This is a genomic window from Pirellulales bacterium (assembly GCA_035656635.1).
GTDB lineage: Bacteria > Planctomycetota > Planctomycetia > Pirellulales > JADZDJ01 > DATJYL01.
This window is the reverse complement of the sequence record DASRSD010000158.1, coordinates 1-15,282: the sequence shown is the minus strand read 5'-3', so window position 1 is coordinate 15,282 and position 15,282 is coordinate 1. Positions and strand designations below refer to the sequence as shown.

The following is a 15,282-nucleotide window of genomic DNA, read 5'->3' as shown; positions in this document are numbered from 1 at the left end:
GCTGTTTAAGCAGCTTTTCATAATCAGCGTGTGAACCAATCCAAAACCACGTTATTACGTCGCCATCTTTTACGCCGACTGCCCGATAACTGATACCTACGCGTGCTGAAAACGTTGGTGGGTCGGTGTGGACTTGCTTGAAGTGCAAACCAGGGTGCTCGACATTATTCCGAAACAGTCGATAGGAATGCCTTGCTTGCCGCTGGACTTGTGCCGGCAATGTCGCGAACAATTCTCGAAAGCCGCGCGTCGTGCGGGAAATCATAGACGATCCGGGTCGAGTTCTTCGGTCAATCCGGCTCGGTACTCGGCCAGTGCTTCACGCGCTAATATTGCAAGTTTGTCGGACGTACGGGCAATGTGGTGATCGAATTCATCTTCACTTGCCATTTCGGCAAGCATTCGTGTGGCCAAAAGCTCTTGCTCCGCTGCTGGAAGCTTTGCTGCCTCGGCGAAGGCTTGTTGAAGTGAATCAGTCATCTTGTTCTCCTGCTAGAACTATTATAGTCCTTGTGATTTGGATCGCACAATTTGCTTTTCAATACGCCGTTTAGGTCCCTCCGTTCGCGCATGATGTTCCTTCCTAACCTACTGAACCTTAAAATCCGGCAGCAAACATTCGGCGCCTTTGCCGCAGACGGTTTGCCAGGGGCGGATGTGCCAGCGGGTGATGATGCCGCCGGTCACGTACGGATCGGTTTTGGCAAACTTTTCCACTGCGCTGGCGGAGTCGGCGCGGAATAAAAGCATGTTGGAGCCGTCGGCCGGATCGAGCAGCGGGCCGCCGAGAACCAACTCGCCGCGAGACAGTGCTGAGCGAACATGATCGCGATGGGCAGCCTGATGCGGCGGCTCGCGCTGGGCGTGGTCGAGGGCTTTTTCGTAAGATAATAAGTAGTGCATGGTTGGGTTTTTGCGCGCTCCGCTAAATGCTACCACCCTAAACGAGCGGCGATACCATCGCCGGCTTTATGACGCTCTCGCGGCTGAACCGCGGATTAAACTTGTTGCGGCGCGTCTTCAAACAAAAGCGTCGGCAGGCCGTCGATGCTGGTTTGATTTTTTTGGCGGCGGTATTCGTCCATTTTTTGGTCCCCCATTTTGCACACGAATTCGTTCAGCGTGGCGCGCTGTCCAAGGAACTCGTACCGGGGCACGGCAAAGCCGCAAGTGGTCATAATCGATTCGATATCCAGCACAATAATTTGTCGCGCGCCGGGAAGATCGGGGAAATTTGGCCGCAGCTCGGCCCATTGCTCATCGCGCGGATGAACGACCCATCCACGGCCATACAGCCGCAAAATGAGCGGCTTTTCGTCAAAGCTGCAAAACATCAGCGTCAGCCGGCCGTTTTCGGCTAGGTGAGCGGCAGTTTCGCACTCGCTGCCGGTGAGGTCGAGATATGCGACCCGACGATCGCTGAGAATCCGGAACGTATCGAGCCCCTTGGGCGACATGTTCAAGCGGCCCTGGTTGGGCGCCGACGCATTAAAGAACATGTGTTGCGCGGCGATGAATTCGCGCAGCATGTCGTTCAGTTCGTTGTAAAACTTGGCCATGGGCCGGCGCCTCCGATTCGTTTCCGTCGAGATGAATGCCCCATGCAAGTGTAGGTCAAACTATTTTGCGGTAATCCAATTCGCGATTTGCGTCACCACTTCCTGCTCGTTCCCGTTGAAGCCGTGGTGCGACCTGGCTTCGCAGGGGTCGCCGGTGCTTTGCCCGCCGCTAATGGGGATCAATTGCTTTTTAGGCGCGGCGGAAAATTTGGCCAGCAGGGCCGGCACGTCGCTGTAGGGGCATTTGCTGCAGCCATCTTGCGTGTGGTGCACAATCAGCACGGGAATGCGCACCCGATTCAAAGCCATGCTGGGAACCGCCGCTTCCTTGTTGTCGTTAAGAATGCTTGAGGTCAGCACCAGGCCGTCTGGGCCGTCGGCGCCCGTCAGCGAAGTCGCCACATACGCTGCCGATTGCGTGCCGCGGCTGGTCGCGACCAGCCACACGGGCAATTTATATTGTTTCTTCACCCAGGCAATCACCGCCTGCATATCGGCCACATTTTGCGGTGTGACACGAAAGCCAATTAAAAACGGCGCCGTTTGATGGTCGGAAGGAGCATCGACAATCACGGTGAGCAATCCCGCGTCGACAAACATCTGCCGGCTGCGGATCAAGAAATTTCCCGCCAGCGTGGTGATGCCGCCGCTGGGAGTTAATTGCAGGCCGCCATTGCCGCCGGCCAGTAAAATAACGGCCGCTTTGGGTTCGTTGGGTGCAAGAACCAGCACTCTGTCGGTCACGCCCTTGCGCGTGGGAATATCGTACGCTTTGGCTGCCGCGGCATAGGCGGCTTTTGCAGCGGGCGCGCTAGTCGGCGGAGGTGTGGTTTGGCCGAAGCAACAAGTTGCGCCGGCAAATAACATTAACGGGACGAACCACTTCGCGGCGTTCATCAAAAATCTCCTGGTACTACTTTGCCTGATCGCTTCCGCAGGAAACAGCATAGCAGGTTTGCAGCGGGCAGGCCAAATTCATGCCGTGAAGCAGGCCATCATGCTGTCTGGGTGCAAACCATTATTTCTTTCTGACCACCACGCGATGAACGGTTTTTCCGGATGACGCGCTGCTGACTTGCTCATCGAGCAAAATTTCTGTATTCGGCAGCGCGTTGACGACCAACGAGGAATTAAAAGCCGTGTAAAGCCGGCCGTGTTCATCGCGCTGATTGGAGCCGCTGGTCACCCGCCAGCTGAGATACAGCGTTCCCCCAGCCTCCAAAATAGCCATCAGCCTGCGAACAGCCAGATCGATCAGCGTGGAATCCAAATGCATGATGACGGTTTCGCACAAAACATTCGTAACACTGTTGTCTGCAATGTCCGGCAGATCGGGTAGCGCACTCAGTTGAAACCGCAGGTGCGGGTAGCGTCGCCGGGCTTCGGCCAATAGCGCGGCGGAAGAATCGAAGCCGACGGCAGGATATCCCTCGGCCGCCAGCCAGGCCGTATCGCGCCCGCTGCCGCAGCCAATATCGGCGGTACGGCCCCCGGGTACAAAATACTTTCGAACAACCGCGTGCAAATCGATTGGCGGCGGCTGTGCGTGCCAATCGCTGGCAAACGCATGGGCATGTTGCTCGTAAGCGCGCAAAGTTTTGAGATCCATGGAAGACCACAGCGGAAAGTTGGCCTGTTGAGGAATGGCAGTTTGCATGTTATACAACAAGCATCATGGCCACAAAAACTCTGACCCCAGATCAGCGTCAAAAGCTGATTTTGGCCGCCTGTGAAGTTCGCCAACAGGCCCATGCGCCGTACTCCAAGTTTCATGTGGGAGCGGCTTTGGTTACGGCGTCTGGAAAAATCTTCACTGGCTGCAATGTCGAAAATGCTTCCTACGGGCTGACCATTTGTGCGGAGCGGTCGGCAATTGTCAGTGCGGTGGCTGCGGGGGAAGGCAAAACGGGCCCAGACAACAATTGGATTGCCATGGCCGTGGCCACGCCCGGCGGACATTCGCCCTGCGGAGCGTGCCGGCAGGTGCTGGTGGAATTTGCCCCCGAATTGCCGATTCTGCTCGTCGATTCCGACCGGCCCAACGCCCCCCAAGGTGTGCAGGAGACCAATATGCAAACCCTACTGCCGGGGCGGTTTGTTTTCTCGACCTGAATGGCTTTGCCTCACCCCGTGGTGCAGCGGCAAACGGCAAGTTATCATCTTTTTACGCCTCTCTTTTCTAACCCGCACGCTGGCCTTATCTAGGTTCAATCGCATGCAGCCGCCGAAATCGCTGGAAACCCCCGTCGATGTGCACGATGCTCCGCCGCCCGCGGAAATTTACAAGCCGACGCCCATCAGTTGGCGCTTGGCGATTTTGGCCGTGATTGTTGGAATCGGCTTGGCCGCATTTTATGCACGCGAGACCATTGGTCCCCATGGGCAGGCTGTGGCAGGCGTGATTTTCTTTTTTGGCATTGTGGCCGTATTCTCCGCCAATTTACGGGCCGTGAATTGGCACACGATTGTTTGGGGAATTGGACTGCAAGCGATACTGGCGATCTTGGTGCTGAAAGTAGGATTTGTGCACACGGCAATTGAGGGCATGGGCTGGGTAGTGCAGCAGATGTTGAACTTTGTGCAGGAAGGTTCAAAGTTTGTATTTGGCAACTTGTATGATCCACGGCCTGCGGATGCCGGAGGCACGTGGGCGCGGCTATTTCCGACCGGATACGCTTTTCAGTTTGCGTTTGTGGCGCTGCCACCGATTCTGTTCTTTTCGGCACTGTTCACGGTGTTTTACCACCTTGGCGTTTTGCAGCGGTTGGTCAAGCTATTTGCCAAAGTGATGTTGTACTTGATGCGCACCAGCGGCGCGGAAACGCTTTCGGTCGCCGCCAACGTGTTTATGGGACAGACCGAAGCGCCGCTGATTGTGCGGCCCTACGTGCCACGGATGACGAATTCCGAATTGTTTGTACTCATGGCCAGCGGCATGGCGCACATTTCCGGCGGCTTGATGGCGGTTTACATCAGCTATGGGGCCAATCCCGTGGCGGTGATTACCACGTGCGTCATGGCTTGCCCCTGCAGCTTGTATTTGTCGAAGCTGTTTTTGCCGGAAGTCAGCAAGCCGGAAACGGGCGGCCAAAGCGAAATGAAAATGGACAAATCGCCGTATGTGAACACGGTGGATGCGTGTGCCGCTGGTACTTCGGACGGATTGAGCCTGGCACTAAATGTCGCCGCCATGCTGATTGTGTTCATTGCCTTTGTCGCTATGTTCGACGCGCTGCTTTCGGGCATTCGGCCACTGTTGATTTGGCTGCACGTCTTCACGGTGGAAACCGCGCCGGCGTGGATGGAAGGCCTTTCGCTCAGCAAAATGTTCGGTTGGATCTTTTCGCCAGTTGCGTTTTTGATGGGCGTGGCGTGGAAAGATGCAGGGCACGTTGGCAGTTTGCTGGGAACGAAATTGGCCATCAACGAACACGTTGCATTTCTGAAAATGAAGGACATGATTGCGGGCAATGAAATGAGTGCGCGGTCGTTTCAATTGGCCGCTTTTGCCTTAACCGGATTTGCAAATTTCTCCTCGGTGGGCATACAGCTCGGCGGCATCGGCGGCATGGCGCCCAATCGCCGGCACGATTTGGCGCGGTTGGGGATGCGAGCATTATTCGTGGGCTTTACTGCCACGCTGCTCAATGCGTCGATTGCCGGGATACTTTTGCCCAGCACGGCCGAAGCACCCTCAGCGGCCACTTCGACTACCGGTGCGGAAACCGCCGCCGCGACGGATCAAAAACAAGCCATTCCCGTGGGAAATGCTATTCCTGCATCGTCAGAAAAAAGTCAGGTGGCGCCTTCCGACAAGGCTTCGACGGAAAAGTCCGCGACCGATAAAACATCGTCGGAGAAAGCATCGCCCGCGAAGTCCGCCCCAGCCCCATCCGCGCCGGCCCCGTCCGTCCCGGCCCCATCAGCGAAAGGCTCGACGGACAAGAAATCGGCCGCCGCGAAGTAGTTACGCTCGCTATTTAAAATTAGCCGGCAGGCTGGGCCTTCAGGCGATCGTCGAAGCTGTCTGATTACGCTTGGGGACCATCCGGTTCAGCGCGAGACAAATAGCGGCAGCCGACAATGTACGCAACTTTGTTGTCGCGCTCCACAATCGTGGCGTGCATGACCCGGGCGGCCAAATAGGTCGTCGTGGAATCGGCGCCCAGCGCCACGATTAAATCTTGGAAATCGGGCGGCGTGGGCGAGAGAAACGAAAAACCCGTCGGCGAAATGTCGCGGCAGCGGACCGAGCGGTATTCATGATTTTCAGGTGATGTTCCAGGGATCAGCGGGGCAATTTTTTGCACGTAGGGGAAGGCCCGGCGGGTGCGCTGCCGGCGATCGCCGTGCTTGCCGGCCGGAATGACACTAAACGGCTGGGGCTCTTGGCTGGCATCGCCGGCGGTGGAACCACGAACTTGAGCCAGCTCGGCCTCCACTTCACGTTGACGAGTGACATCAATTCCCGTCATGACGATGCGATCCAGCTGGCCGATTTTGTTCGCTAATCCGGCCAGCGACCAATGGATTTTGCGGCGTTCGTGCGCTTTCGTCAGTGTCCAGCTTTCCACGAGCACGGGATTGCCGCCAGGAGCCACTTGTCCGAAGGCCTGCTGAAAGGCTTTTAACTCGTCGGACGGGAGTAATACGTTCCACAGGGTTTGTTCCTGTAATTCGCCCGACTTAAACCCTAAAATTTTCGAAGCCGTTTTGTTTACCTGAGCAATTTGGCCACCGGGCAATAGCGTCAGGATGAGCGCGGGGGTGGAATCGAGCATGGCGCCTTGAAAGCGTCGTTCCTGCTCCAATTCCTCACGAGCGCGTTCATGCGCGATGGTGGCGCTGACCATGTGGGAGATGGTTTCGAAGTATTGCAGTTCGTCAATCGCGAACACCCTAGGCTGCTTGGCGGCAATGATGAGCGCGCCGAACGAGGCATTGCCGTGCAACAGCGGGGTTGCCACGGCAGATTGCAGACCGCGATGCCGCAGCAACCGGTCTTGAAAGCGCGACTCGATGGAAAGATCGTCTGTCGCCACGGGCTGGGCCATGCTCAGCGCGTAACCAGCCAGCGATGTCGCTTCGGCGAACGGTATGGCCTGCGGCAGCGCATGTTCTTGGGCTTCGTTGTCGGTGGCGGCCATGCGCACGGTGAGGCTGGTGCGATCGGTCGAGAGCTCGGCCACGCCGAATTGGTCCGTATTCAGTGTTTCCGCCACCAATGCCGCCGCATCGTACGCCAGCGTACGCCAGCCGGGCACGGCAACTGCCCGGCGTCCCAGCGCTACCAGCACTTCGCCTCGTCGCTGCAATTGATTGGCGGCTTCTTGGCTTCCATTGCTTAAAGTCGCCACGCCCGATGGATTGGCCACAGCGTCGGAATTGCTGGAGATCGTGTTCATGGTAATTTCAATCTTTCGCTACACTTCGATTACCCGGGCTTCCACAACCACCGTGGGTGGAATGGCAGGCGCGGAATGTTTGCCTTCTTGGAAAAACGTGCAATTGCGTCCATATCGCTGAGCTTCGCGGAGCATGGCCAGCAATCGTGCGACAATGTCTTGGGGTTGCTCCTCGCCGATGGCTTCAGCCACGCCGCAACTGATGGTCACCAATACCCGGTTTTCGTCGTGCTGAAAGTTGGCGGCGGCAATGCGTTGCCGTACTTGTTCCACGCCGCGCGTGGCATCGCGAACGGCAACATCAAGCTGAAAATAGAGCAACTGCTGCCGTTGGGAATCTTTGGCCAATGTGCTGCGGGGCGTAAGCGAAATAAAAGTTTGCTCGATGGCCTGCAAAATGCGATTGCTGACTGCCTGGCCATGTTGCGCGTTAATCGTGGCCAATTGATCAATTTCGACCAGGGCCACGCTGAATTTTTGCGCGCCCTCGGCCTGCAGTTCAATGAATTCCGCGACCGCACGCTCCAAATTATCTGACGACATTACTTCGGGCGCCTCGGCGCCAGCCTCGGGCGCGGATGCTTCGCTCGAAATTAAAGATTCGTTGCCTGCGGTGGGCGGCATTGCGCGCACGCGGTTCAAAGTACGATCGAGCTCCTCCTGCAGTGATTGGTTGGCGCTGGCTAAGTTGCCGGTCGCCAACAGGAATTGGCGGCAAGCGGCAGCCGCGTCGGCTAACTCGCCCGTCCCCGACAACGTTTCCCGAGTGCTTTCGATTGCCGCCGCCTGGTGCTGTGCGGCAGCCAGGCACGGCTGGGCCCAAGCAGGGTCGGCTGAAGCCGAATTTCCTTGGAGCGATTGCAACCGCTCTTCTTGCCGCTGCAGATAATGGTCGGTCAGTTGATCGAATTGGGTGACAAAGCCCTGCACATTGCGTGGATTTGGCTCGGCCGATTGCTGGCGTACTTGCTCGTTCAGCGTGTTCAGATTGTCGCGATAACCTTGCAAATCGTCTTGAAACTTCACCACCGCGTGTTCCGCCGCGCCAGTCTGCGGGGCCGAAGATGGTTGCTGACTAGCCGGTTTGGCCCGGGGTGAATCCAGCGGCGTAATAGTTGTTGACAATGCAGGATCGGCTGTCGGCGAAGGGAACGGCTTCGTCATGTTGGTATTGGCCGCCGGGAAATTTTGCACAAGCGATGCGGAAGCAACGTTTGGCATCGCGGCGGCGGAAGTTAGCGTCGGCAACGCGAATGCGGGGAATCGTTCGCGCACCGCCGCGGGAAGCAAATCTGGCCGGTGCAAGCACAAGGCCAGCGCGTACCCAACGGTCAAATTAATGACGATCAACAACAAAAAGCCCAACACAATGTGCAAAGCTCCCCTCGATGTCCGCCCCATTTACGTGGCATCGCGCCTAGGGAACTTTAGGCCATAGAGCGTGCTTGGCCCCAAGATTACAGCAGATTCGCCGACGATGCCGAATGTGCCGGCAAAGCCGATCAATTCAGATGGTCCGATCGAACCACCGCTGGGCGCAGATCACCGCCGGGTCTTAGCGCCGCTCGGTCGCTGGGGACTGTTGGGCCGTCAGTTGCTCCAACAAGGCGGGCGAGGCGTGGTTTATGACAATAAACTCGCTCGCCCCTTGCGGATTTCCTTGCGGCCGCACAATGCAAATGACTTCGGCCCCTTCGGTTTCATGACTAATCGCTTGCAGTGCCGCCAGTTCGTCGGGCGATAATTGCTGCCCACCGCGGTCCGATAATGCCGTGGGCGTCACTCCAACCGACTGAATTTGGCCGGTCAATTGCACTTGGCGATCGCGCATGACATTGCCGCCATCTGGCGAATACCGCTTGCCATCGAAGCTTTGGCTTTCGACTTGTGCGGTTTCAATGCTATGCCGCGGTTGTCGGCCGCCGGCTGCAAGCTGGACCCCTTCGGCCGATGGCCCTGTATACACGAACGACAAGCCGACATGATCCAACTCTGCGCACAGCGTTGGCAAAGCAGAAAACAATCCTTCGCCTGCTATGGGATCGGCTGCAAAGCACACGCCCACCACCCAACCCTCGGGAGTGAACAGCCCGCCTCCGCTGCGGCCTTGCACCGGTTGAAAGGCCACCTGCAAATTGGCTGCGCCCGCATAACGGTTGATGGAAGTCACCCGGGTTTCCCGCGGCGTGGCGTCAGCTCCGCCATCGCAGCCCATGCTGATCACTTTATCTCCAGCTCGGACCACATAACCGGCCGGCGCTAACCGGGCGGCTGTCAGAGGATACTTCGTGGCAATGCGAATTAAGCCTACTTCCGAATTCAAATCGTAATCGATCACTTTCCCCGCCACGCCTTGCGGAGCGCCAGGCCCGAATAAATCGACCCAAATTTTTCCATCTTTCGCCGCTTCGCGGAACATGTGGCCACAGGTAATGATCAGCGCTTCGCCTTGCCGGGAGTCAATTATGGTTCCCGAACCGCGCGAAATGCCAGTTTCATCTTCGATTCTCAAACGCACACTAGCCCGCAATAAAGCATCGTATGCTTGCGGCAAACTGGTAGTGCTCTCCATCGGCGAACTGACGGGCAGGTTATCTCGCGGATCGTTTCGCTGATCGTTGTATTGAGGAATCGCTGAATTGCGCGCGGAAAAAGTGCCATTGCTGGCCAATGTATCGGTGCGGGAAACAAAACGGCCGCCGGATCCCACATTTGGATCGCCCGGCGAAGCCGAAGCTGGCTGCGTGGGCGGGAAGGGAATTGCCGCGCCGGAAGTGGCGACCATTCCCGGCGATTGCCCGCGCGCTGCATTCACCGCCGGCCCGACGCCGTTGCGGGTAAACATGGCCATTAACCGGTTGCGATCCGTGGCCCCTTCCACTCGATCCACTTCCTTGCCGTTCACCAGCATGATGAAGCAGGGGAGCCCTTGCACGCCAAAGCGATTGGCCAGTGCGCGCTCCTGATCGACATTCACGCGGCGCACTGGGTAGCCTTCGGCCTGAATGGAGCCAACGACGGGGCTCATTTGCCGGCAGAAGCCGCACCATTCGGCGCCAAAATCCAAAAGCATCGTGTCGCCGGTTGGCGCATAGCCCAACTGCACGAATTGCATTTCGCCGCCGCGCGAAATTGGCCAATCGCCCAGTGCTGCAGCTTGCGGCTCGGCTGTCGGAATGAAGGTACTATCGCCCGGGGCGGCCAACGAAATCATCGCCGCCGCAAGGAATGCCAAATTCATGCGCTCCCTCCTTGGATCGCAATGGTGTCCTCCAGGGAGCGCAAACACGAAAACGCGGCCGGTGTCTGCCTGAAGTCGGCTTCCTTGCCGACCACCGATGGCTCACATTCAGTCCGCATGGCAGGCTGAATTGCGTTCCTCGGAACAGGCTGACACGGCTCGTTGCCGCGAACCCAACACCCTTCCCTGGAGTCTGGGAGGTGAGATCATCGTAGACCGGCGTCGTTGTCACAAGAGCAACCGCCGCCCATTTTCAGTGCAAGAGCAGCTTTCCGATTTTTTCAACGGAAATTCACCACGGAGGCACCGAGACACGGAGCAGCTTTCGTTACTGCCGCAAATGAACGCAAATAAACGCGAATATATAAGGATGAACATAAACAACTTGTGACGCATTGCCGGCCTTCCGTTTTTATTTGCGTGCATTCGCGTTCATTTGCGGCTAATCCTGCTCTCTCGCTGACTGCGCGCTTGTGGTGAAAACGCGGCCAAAATTTCCCATTCCGTGGTAGGCCATATCTGCCCTACAATGTCCGGCTTCACCAGTCGATTGCGCCAGCAGCCCAGCCCAAGTTCACATGACCGCTCGCCAAATTCTTGTTACCGCCGCGCTTCCCTACGCCAATGGGCCCATCCATTTGGGCCACCTGGTCGAGTACATCCAAACCGACATTTGGGTGCGGTTCCAAAAGCTGCGTGGCAATAACTGCATTTTCATTTGCGCCGACGATACACACGGCACGGCCATTATGATTCGCGCCCGGCAAGAAGGCCGCAGCGAAGAAGCGCTGATTGCCGACATGCGCGAGCAGCACCTGCGCGATTTCACGGGCTTTCACATCGATTTTGCCAACTACGGCAGCACGCATAGTTCGGAAAACCGGCGGCTGTGCGGCGAATTTTGGAAATCGCTGCGGGCCGCCGATATGGTGCGCGAGCGCGAAGTTACCCAATTGTACGATCCGGCGGCAAAAACATTTTTGGCCGATCGATTTGTGAAGGGCACGTGCCCCAAGTGTAAATCGCCCAATCAATACGGCGATACGTGCGACAACTGTGGCTCAACCTACAGCCCCAGCGATTTGATCGACCCCGTCAGCACGCTTTCGGGGGCCAAGCCGGAGCTGCGCAGTGCGCCACATTTATTTATTGAGCTGGAAAAGCTGCACGCATTCTTGAGCCAGTGGTCACAGACCGGCGACGAACACTCGCCGCTGCAATCCGAAGTGGCCAATTATTTGAAAGGGCATTTTCTCAACGAGCCGCTGCACGATTGGGATATTTCCCGCCCGGTGCCGTACTTCGGCTTCGAAATTGCCGACAGCCCCGGCAATTATTGGTACGTATGGTTCGACGCCCCGATCGGCTACATGGCCTCGCTCACCGAGTGGTGCCAAAAAAATGGCCAGAAGTTTGAAACGTGGTGGCCGCGGAACGGGAATTCGCAAATCGGCTCACCGTTTAGCCGCGATGCGCAGCGGAGCGATGACGCGCCAGCTTCCGAAATTCATCACTTCATCGGCAAAGACATCACCTACTTCCACACGCTGTTTTGGCCCGGCATGTTACAAATCGCCGGCTTTCAATTGCCGACGAAAGTTCACATTCACGGCTTTCTCACCGTCGGCGGCGAGAAAATGTCTAAGAGTAAGGGCACGTTCATCCAAGCGTCGACTTACTTGAAGCATCTGAATCCGGCCTACTTGCGCTATTACTACGCTAGCAAACTCAGTTCGCGCGTCGACGACCTTGACTTGAACCCCGACGAGTTTGTGATGAAAGTGAATTCCGACCTCGTCGGCAAAGTCGTGAACCTCGCCAGCCGCACCGCGAGGTTTGTGGAAGAGACGGGATTGTCGAATAACTACGTTCCTTACTCAGAGAAAGATTCAGGCCCAGAAAGTCTTGAAGTACGAACAGGTTGGAGTTATTTCAATTCGGCTAGGGATTATGGGGACATTATTGCAGATGCGTATGAGCGATGTGATTTCGGCAGTGCAATGCGCGAAACCATGTTTTTGGCCGACCAAGCAAATGTATTTGTCGACAAAAAAGCTCCCTGGGCGCTTCGAAAAGATCCGGTTCGCGCCAAAGAGCTACAAGATATTTGCACAGTCGCCTTGAATCTCTTCCGCCAACTCGCCATTTACCTCGCTCCGGTTTTGCCGGAACTGGCCAAGCAAGCCGGCGAATTGCTCAACGATCCAATCACGCATTGGGACCAAGCCAAAACGCCACTGGTAGGCACGCGCGTCAACAAATTCAAACCAATGCTCACCCGAGTTGAACCTGCACAGGTGCAAGCCATGATCGAAGAGAGTAAACCAACCGAGTCGACTACATCCGCTTCACCCGGCGTGGCCGCCGGGGCTAATCCCTCCTCCCTCGCAGCTCAAACCTCGTCTGTTTCCAACAATGGTCCCGAGGCGCTGGCCGCCGAGCCGCTCGCCGCGGAATGCACCATCGACGATTTCACTAAAATCGATTTGCGAGTGGCCCGCATTCTCACTGCCGAGGAAGTTCCCGACGCCCGCAAGTTGCTCAAGCTCACGCTGAGCCTCGGCGGCGATGTGCGGAAAACCGTGTTTGCCGGCATCAAAAAAGCATACCCGCAGCCGGAAAAACTCGTGGGCCGGCTCGTAATTTGCGTGGCCAATTTGCAACCGCGGCAAATGAAGTTTGGCTTGAGCGAAGGCATGGTTACGGCAGCCGGTGGCGGCGGCGACGAAGTATTTTTGCTTTCGCCCGACAGCGGCGCCAAACCCGGCCACCGCGTGCACTAGCGAAGCGGGCAGTAGACAGCAGGCAGCAGGCGGTTCAAAATCGGGTGAATTGAAATCCGAACTTTTGCCCCCCGCCGCATGCCGCCTGCTTTTGTATGAAAAACGCCGAGATTGCCACTGCCTTCGATTTGGTCGCCGACATTCTGGAATTTCAAAATGCCAATCCATTCCGGGTGCGAGCGTATCGAAATGCTTCGCGCACGATTGGCGATTTATCGGAGCCGCTGGAAAAAATTGCGGCGGATCCAGAGCGAAAGCTAACGGCAATTTCCAGCGTCGGCGCGGAGCTGGCCGAGAAAATCAAAGTCATGGTGGCCACCGGCTCGCTTCCCATGCTGGTGGAATTGCAAGCCCAGGTGCCAAGCAGCGTGCTGGCGCTGTTGCGCATTCCCGGCGTGGGGCCGAAAAAAGCGGCGCTTCTGCACAAAGAGTTGGGAATTAAAACCCTCGAAGAGTTGAAAGCAGCCTGCGAAGCGCAGCAGGTGCGAGTACTGAAGGGCTTTGGTGAAAAGACCGAGGCGGCCATTCTCGCCGGATTGGCGTTCGCTGCTTCGCCGGAAGTGGCTCGGTTGTATTGGGCCGAAGCCGACGTGTATGCCCAGGCGCTGCTAGCGCACATGCAGGCTTGCAAACATGTGCAGCAAATGGAATTGGCCGGCAGCTACCGCCGCGGGCGAGAAACCATCGGCGATTTGGACATGCTGGTCGAAAGCGACCGCGTGACGGAAGTGATGGATCACTTCGGCGCGTTTGAAAGCGTCATTAGCGTGCTTGCGCGCGGCGAAACAAAAATGTCGGTCCAGTTGGCCAACGCCCTGCAGGTGGATCTACGCATTGTGCCCGCCAAGTCATACGGCGCGGCCTTGGTTTATTTCACCGGCTCCAAGGCACACAACGTGGTGCTCCGCGGCATGGCGAAAGATCGGGGTTTGAAAATCAATGAATACGGCGTGTTCCAAGTAGTTGTGCCAGCAAAGGACAAGAAAAAAACCGCCTCGACTGAAAAAACGAAAACCAAACCAACGAAAAAAGCGGCGGTCGCAGAATCGAATGACGACAGCGTCGAGGGAATTTACATCGCTGGGCGCACGGAAGAAGACGTGTACGCCACGCTCGATTTGCCCTGGATTCCCTCTGAATTGCGAGAAGATCGCTGGGAATTTGCCTGGGCGGCGGAAAACAAATTGCCGCACCTCATCGAGCTGAGCGACATGATCGGTGACCTGCACATGCACACCGATGCCTCCGACGGCAAGGCCACGCTGGAAGAAATGGTTGCCGCCGCTCAATCGCTGGAGCTGAAGTACATTGCCATTACCGATCATTCGCCCCGTGTGAGCGTGGCCAACGGCTTGAATGCGGACCGGCTGAAAAAACAGTGGGAACAAATCGACAAGCTCAACGAAAAGCTGCGAGGCTTCACGGTGCTCAAAGGCGTAGAAGTCGACATTCTGGAAAAAGGCTCGCTCGATTTGGACGATCAATGCCTCAGCCAGGCCGATTGGGTCGTCGCCAGCGTTCACTTTGGCCAGAACCAACCGCGCGAGCAAATCACCAAGCGGATTGTCGATGCGTTGGCCAACCCGAACGTGTGCGCCATCGCCCATCCGACAGGCCGCATCATCAACCGCCGCAAATCGTACGATGTCGATTTGGAAGCGGTTTACGAAGCCGCGCTCAAGCACAAAAAAATCTTGGAACTCAATAGCAATCCCGCTCGGCTCGATTTGGACGACATTCACTGCGCCGCCTGCCGGCAGCGCGGCATTCCGGTGGTTATTTCGACTGATGCCCACAGCGTGGCGGGCTTGGACGTCATGCGGTTCGGCATTCTGCAAGCCCGGCGAGCAGGGCTAACCAAAGCCGACGTGGCCAACACCCGGCCGTGGACGCAAATCAAAAAACTGCTGGGACGCAAGTGAGCGGATTTTTTAACCGCAGAGGATGGAGAGAAGAAAGATTTTATAATGAAGCCAGGAAAGCAGGAGCAAAGAGATTGTCCGATCTTCCTTTCTTGCTTTCCTAGGTTCCTGGTTTCCTTATAAATTTCCGGCCTGCGTGTTCCTCCGCGTCCTCTGTGGTTAAACATTCCGCGCTACCGCTTGAAGCGTCCCAGCACTTCCAGGCGGTAACCGGTCACTTGAAAGCCGTCGCGGGCGAGTTTTTCCAAGAGTTGCGGGTTGAGCTTTTCCAGCAATCGCGGGTCGAAATCAACCGGCAGATCTCGCACCTCGCCGGTTTTCAAATCGCGGAGGTGGTAATGATCTTCGCCGCCGCAATCGTAACGGGCCGAG

At 56.9% G+C, this 15,282-nt stretch carries 13 protein-coding genes; 4 read left to right on the top strand and 9 right to left on the bottom strand.

The genetic code is table 11. The features are described from left to right. Nucleotides 1–261: 261 nt before the first annotated feature. The 5 genes from VFE46_15920 to VFE46_15900 form a co-directional block, all read right to left on the bottom strand. A complete protein-coding gene (locus tag VFE46_15920; GenBank protein HZZ29486.1) occupies nt 262–480 on the bottom strand; it encodes a hypothetical protein in 219 nt (72 codons plus the stop codon). A gap of 108 nt (nt 481–588) precedes the next feature. Next, nucleotides 589–903, bottom strand: a complete 315-nt coding sequence (locus tag VFE46_15915) for a YciI family protein (GenBank protein HZZ29485.1) — start codon at nt 901–903, stop codon at nt 589–591. A 95-nt stretch (nt 904–998) separates the two neighbouring features. Beyond that, nucleotides 999–1,559 carry a pyridoxamine 5'-phosphate oxidase family protein gene (locus VFE46_15910; protein ID HZZ29484.1) on the bottom strand — a complete coding sequence of 187 codons (561 nt, stop codon included), beginning with the start codon at nt 1,557–1,559 and terminating at the stop codon, nt 999–1,001. A 60-nt stretch (nt 1,560–1,619) separates the two neighbouring features. After that, nucleotides 1,620–2,456, bottom strand: a complete 837-nt coding sequence (locus tag VFE46_15905) for a hypothetical protein (protein ID HZZ29483.1) — start codon at nt 2,454–2,456, stop codon at nt 1,620–1,622. 121 nt (nt 2,457–2,577) lie between these two features. Beyond that, entirely contained in the window at nt 2,578–3,216 is a 639-nt protein-coding gene (locus VFE46_15900; protein HZZ29482.1) for a class I SAM-dependent methyltransferase, read from the bottom strand. 17 nt (nt 3,217–3,233) lie between these two features. Between VFE46_15900 and cdd the strand changes: the two genes are divergently transcribed. Beyond that, nucleotides 3,234–3,671, top strand: coding sequence for a cytidine deaminase (gene cdd, locus VFE46_15895; protein HZZ29481.1), 438 nt, complete (start codon nt 3,234–3,236; stop codon nt 3,669–3,671). 103 nt (nt 3,672–3,774) lie between these two features. Continuing rightward, the gene (locus VFE46_15890; protein HZZ29480.1) at nt 3,775–5,526 is read left to right on the top strand and encodes a nucleoside transporter C-terminal domain-containing protein; all 1,752 of its coding nucleotides are present in this window, start codon (nt 3,775–3,777) and stop codon (nt 5,524–5,526) included. A gap of 64 nt (nt 5,527–5,590) precedes the next feature. Here the strand turns inward: VFE46_15890 and VFE46_15885 are convergent, their stop codons facing one another. The 3 genes from VFE46_15885 to VFE46_15875 form a co-directional block, all read right to left on the bottom strand. Then, on the bottom strand, nt 5,591–6,964 hold the full coding sequence (locus VFE46_15885) for a PAS domain S-box protein (protein HZZ29479.1): 1,374 nt from the start codon (nt 6,962–6,964) through the stop codon (nt 5,591–5,593). An 18-nt stretch (nt 6,965–6,982) separates the two neighbouring features. Further along, entirely contained in the window at nt 6,983–8,332 is a 1,350-nt protein-coding gene (locus VFE46_15880) for a diguanylate cyclase (GenBank protein ID HZZ29478.1), read from the bottom strand. Nucleotides 8,333–8,519: 187 nt separating this feature from the next. Beyond that, nucleotides 8,520–10,205: a thioredoxin domain-containing protein gene (locus VFE46_15875; protein HZZ29477.1), complete on the bottom strand. Its 1,686-nt coding sequence runs from the start codon at nt 10,203–10,205 to the stop codon at nt 8,520–8,522. 578 nt (nt 10,206–10,783) lie between these two features. On the opposite strand from VFE46_15875, the gene metG reads away from it, so the two are divergent. Together metG and VFE46_15865 are read left to right on the top strand one after the other, a co-directional pair. Further along, on the top strand, nt 10,784–12,988 hold the full coding sequence (gene metG / locus VFE46_15870; protein HZZ29476.1) for a methionine--tRNA ligase: 2,205 nt from the start codon (nt 10,784–10,786) through the stop codon (nt 12,986–12,988). Between the two features lie 95 nt (nt 12,989–13,083). Next, on the top strand, nt 13,084–14,910 hold the full coding sequence (locus VFE46_15865) for a PHP domain-containing protein (protein HZZ29475.1): 1,827 nt from the start codon (nt 13,084–13,086) through the stop codon (nt 14,908–14,910). Nucleotides 14,911–15,083: 173 nt separating this feature from the next. On the opposite strand, the gene VFE46_15860 is transcribed toward VFE46_15865, so the two are convergent. Further along, nucleotides 15,084–15,282 (bottom strand): hypothetical protein (locus VFE46_15860; GenBank protein ID HZZ29474.1); only part of this gene is annotated, 199 nt, incomplete at its 5' end.

Bases quoted from the DNA above. Each gene is read 5' to 3' on its own strand.
- VFE46_15920 (HZZ29486.1), bottom strand. From the start codon at position 480: ATGACTGATTCACTTCAACAAGCCTTCGCCGAGGCAGCAAAGCTTCCA.
- VFE46_15915 (HZZ29485.1), bottom strand. From the start codon at position 903: ATGCACTACTTATTATCTTACGAAAAAGCCCTCGACCACGCCCAGCGC.
- VFE46_15910 (HZZ29484.1), bottom strand. From the start codon at position 1,559: ATGGCCAAGTTTTACAACGAACTGAACGACATGCTGCGCGAATTCATC.
- VFE46_15905 (HZZ29483.1), bottom strand. From the start codon at position 2,456: ATGAACGCCGCGAAGTGGTTCGTCCCGTTAATGTTATTTGCCGGCGCA.
- VFE46_15900 (HZZ29482.1), bottom strand. From the start codon at position 3,216: ATGCAAACTGCCATTCCTCAACAGGCCAACTTTCCGCTGTGGTCTTCC.
- cdd (HZZ29481.1), top strand. From the start codon at position 3,234: ATGGCCACAAAAACTCTGACCCCAGATCAGCGTCAAAAGCTGATTTTG.
- VFE46_15890 (HZZ29480.1), top strand. From the start codon at position 3,775: ATGCAGCCGCCGAAATCGCTGGAAACCCCCGTCGATGTGCACGATGCT.
- VFE46_15885 (HZZ29479.1), bottom strand. From the start codon at position 6,964: ATGAACACGATCTCCAGCAATTCCGACGCTGTGGCCAATCCATCGGGC.
- VFE46_15875 (HZZ29477.1), bottom strand. From the start codon at position 10,205: ATGAATTTGGCATTCCTTGCGGCGGCGATGATTTCGTTGGCCGCCCCG.
- metG (HZZ29476.1), top strand. From the start codon at position 10,784: ATGACCGCTCGCCAAATTCTTGTTACCGCCGCGCTTCCCTACGCCAAT.
- VFE46_15865 (HZZ29475.1), top strand. From the start codon at position 13,084: ATGAAAAACGCCGAGATTGCCACTGCCTTCGATTTGGTCGCCGACATT.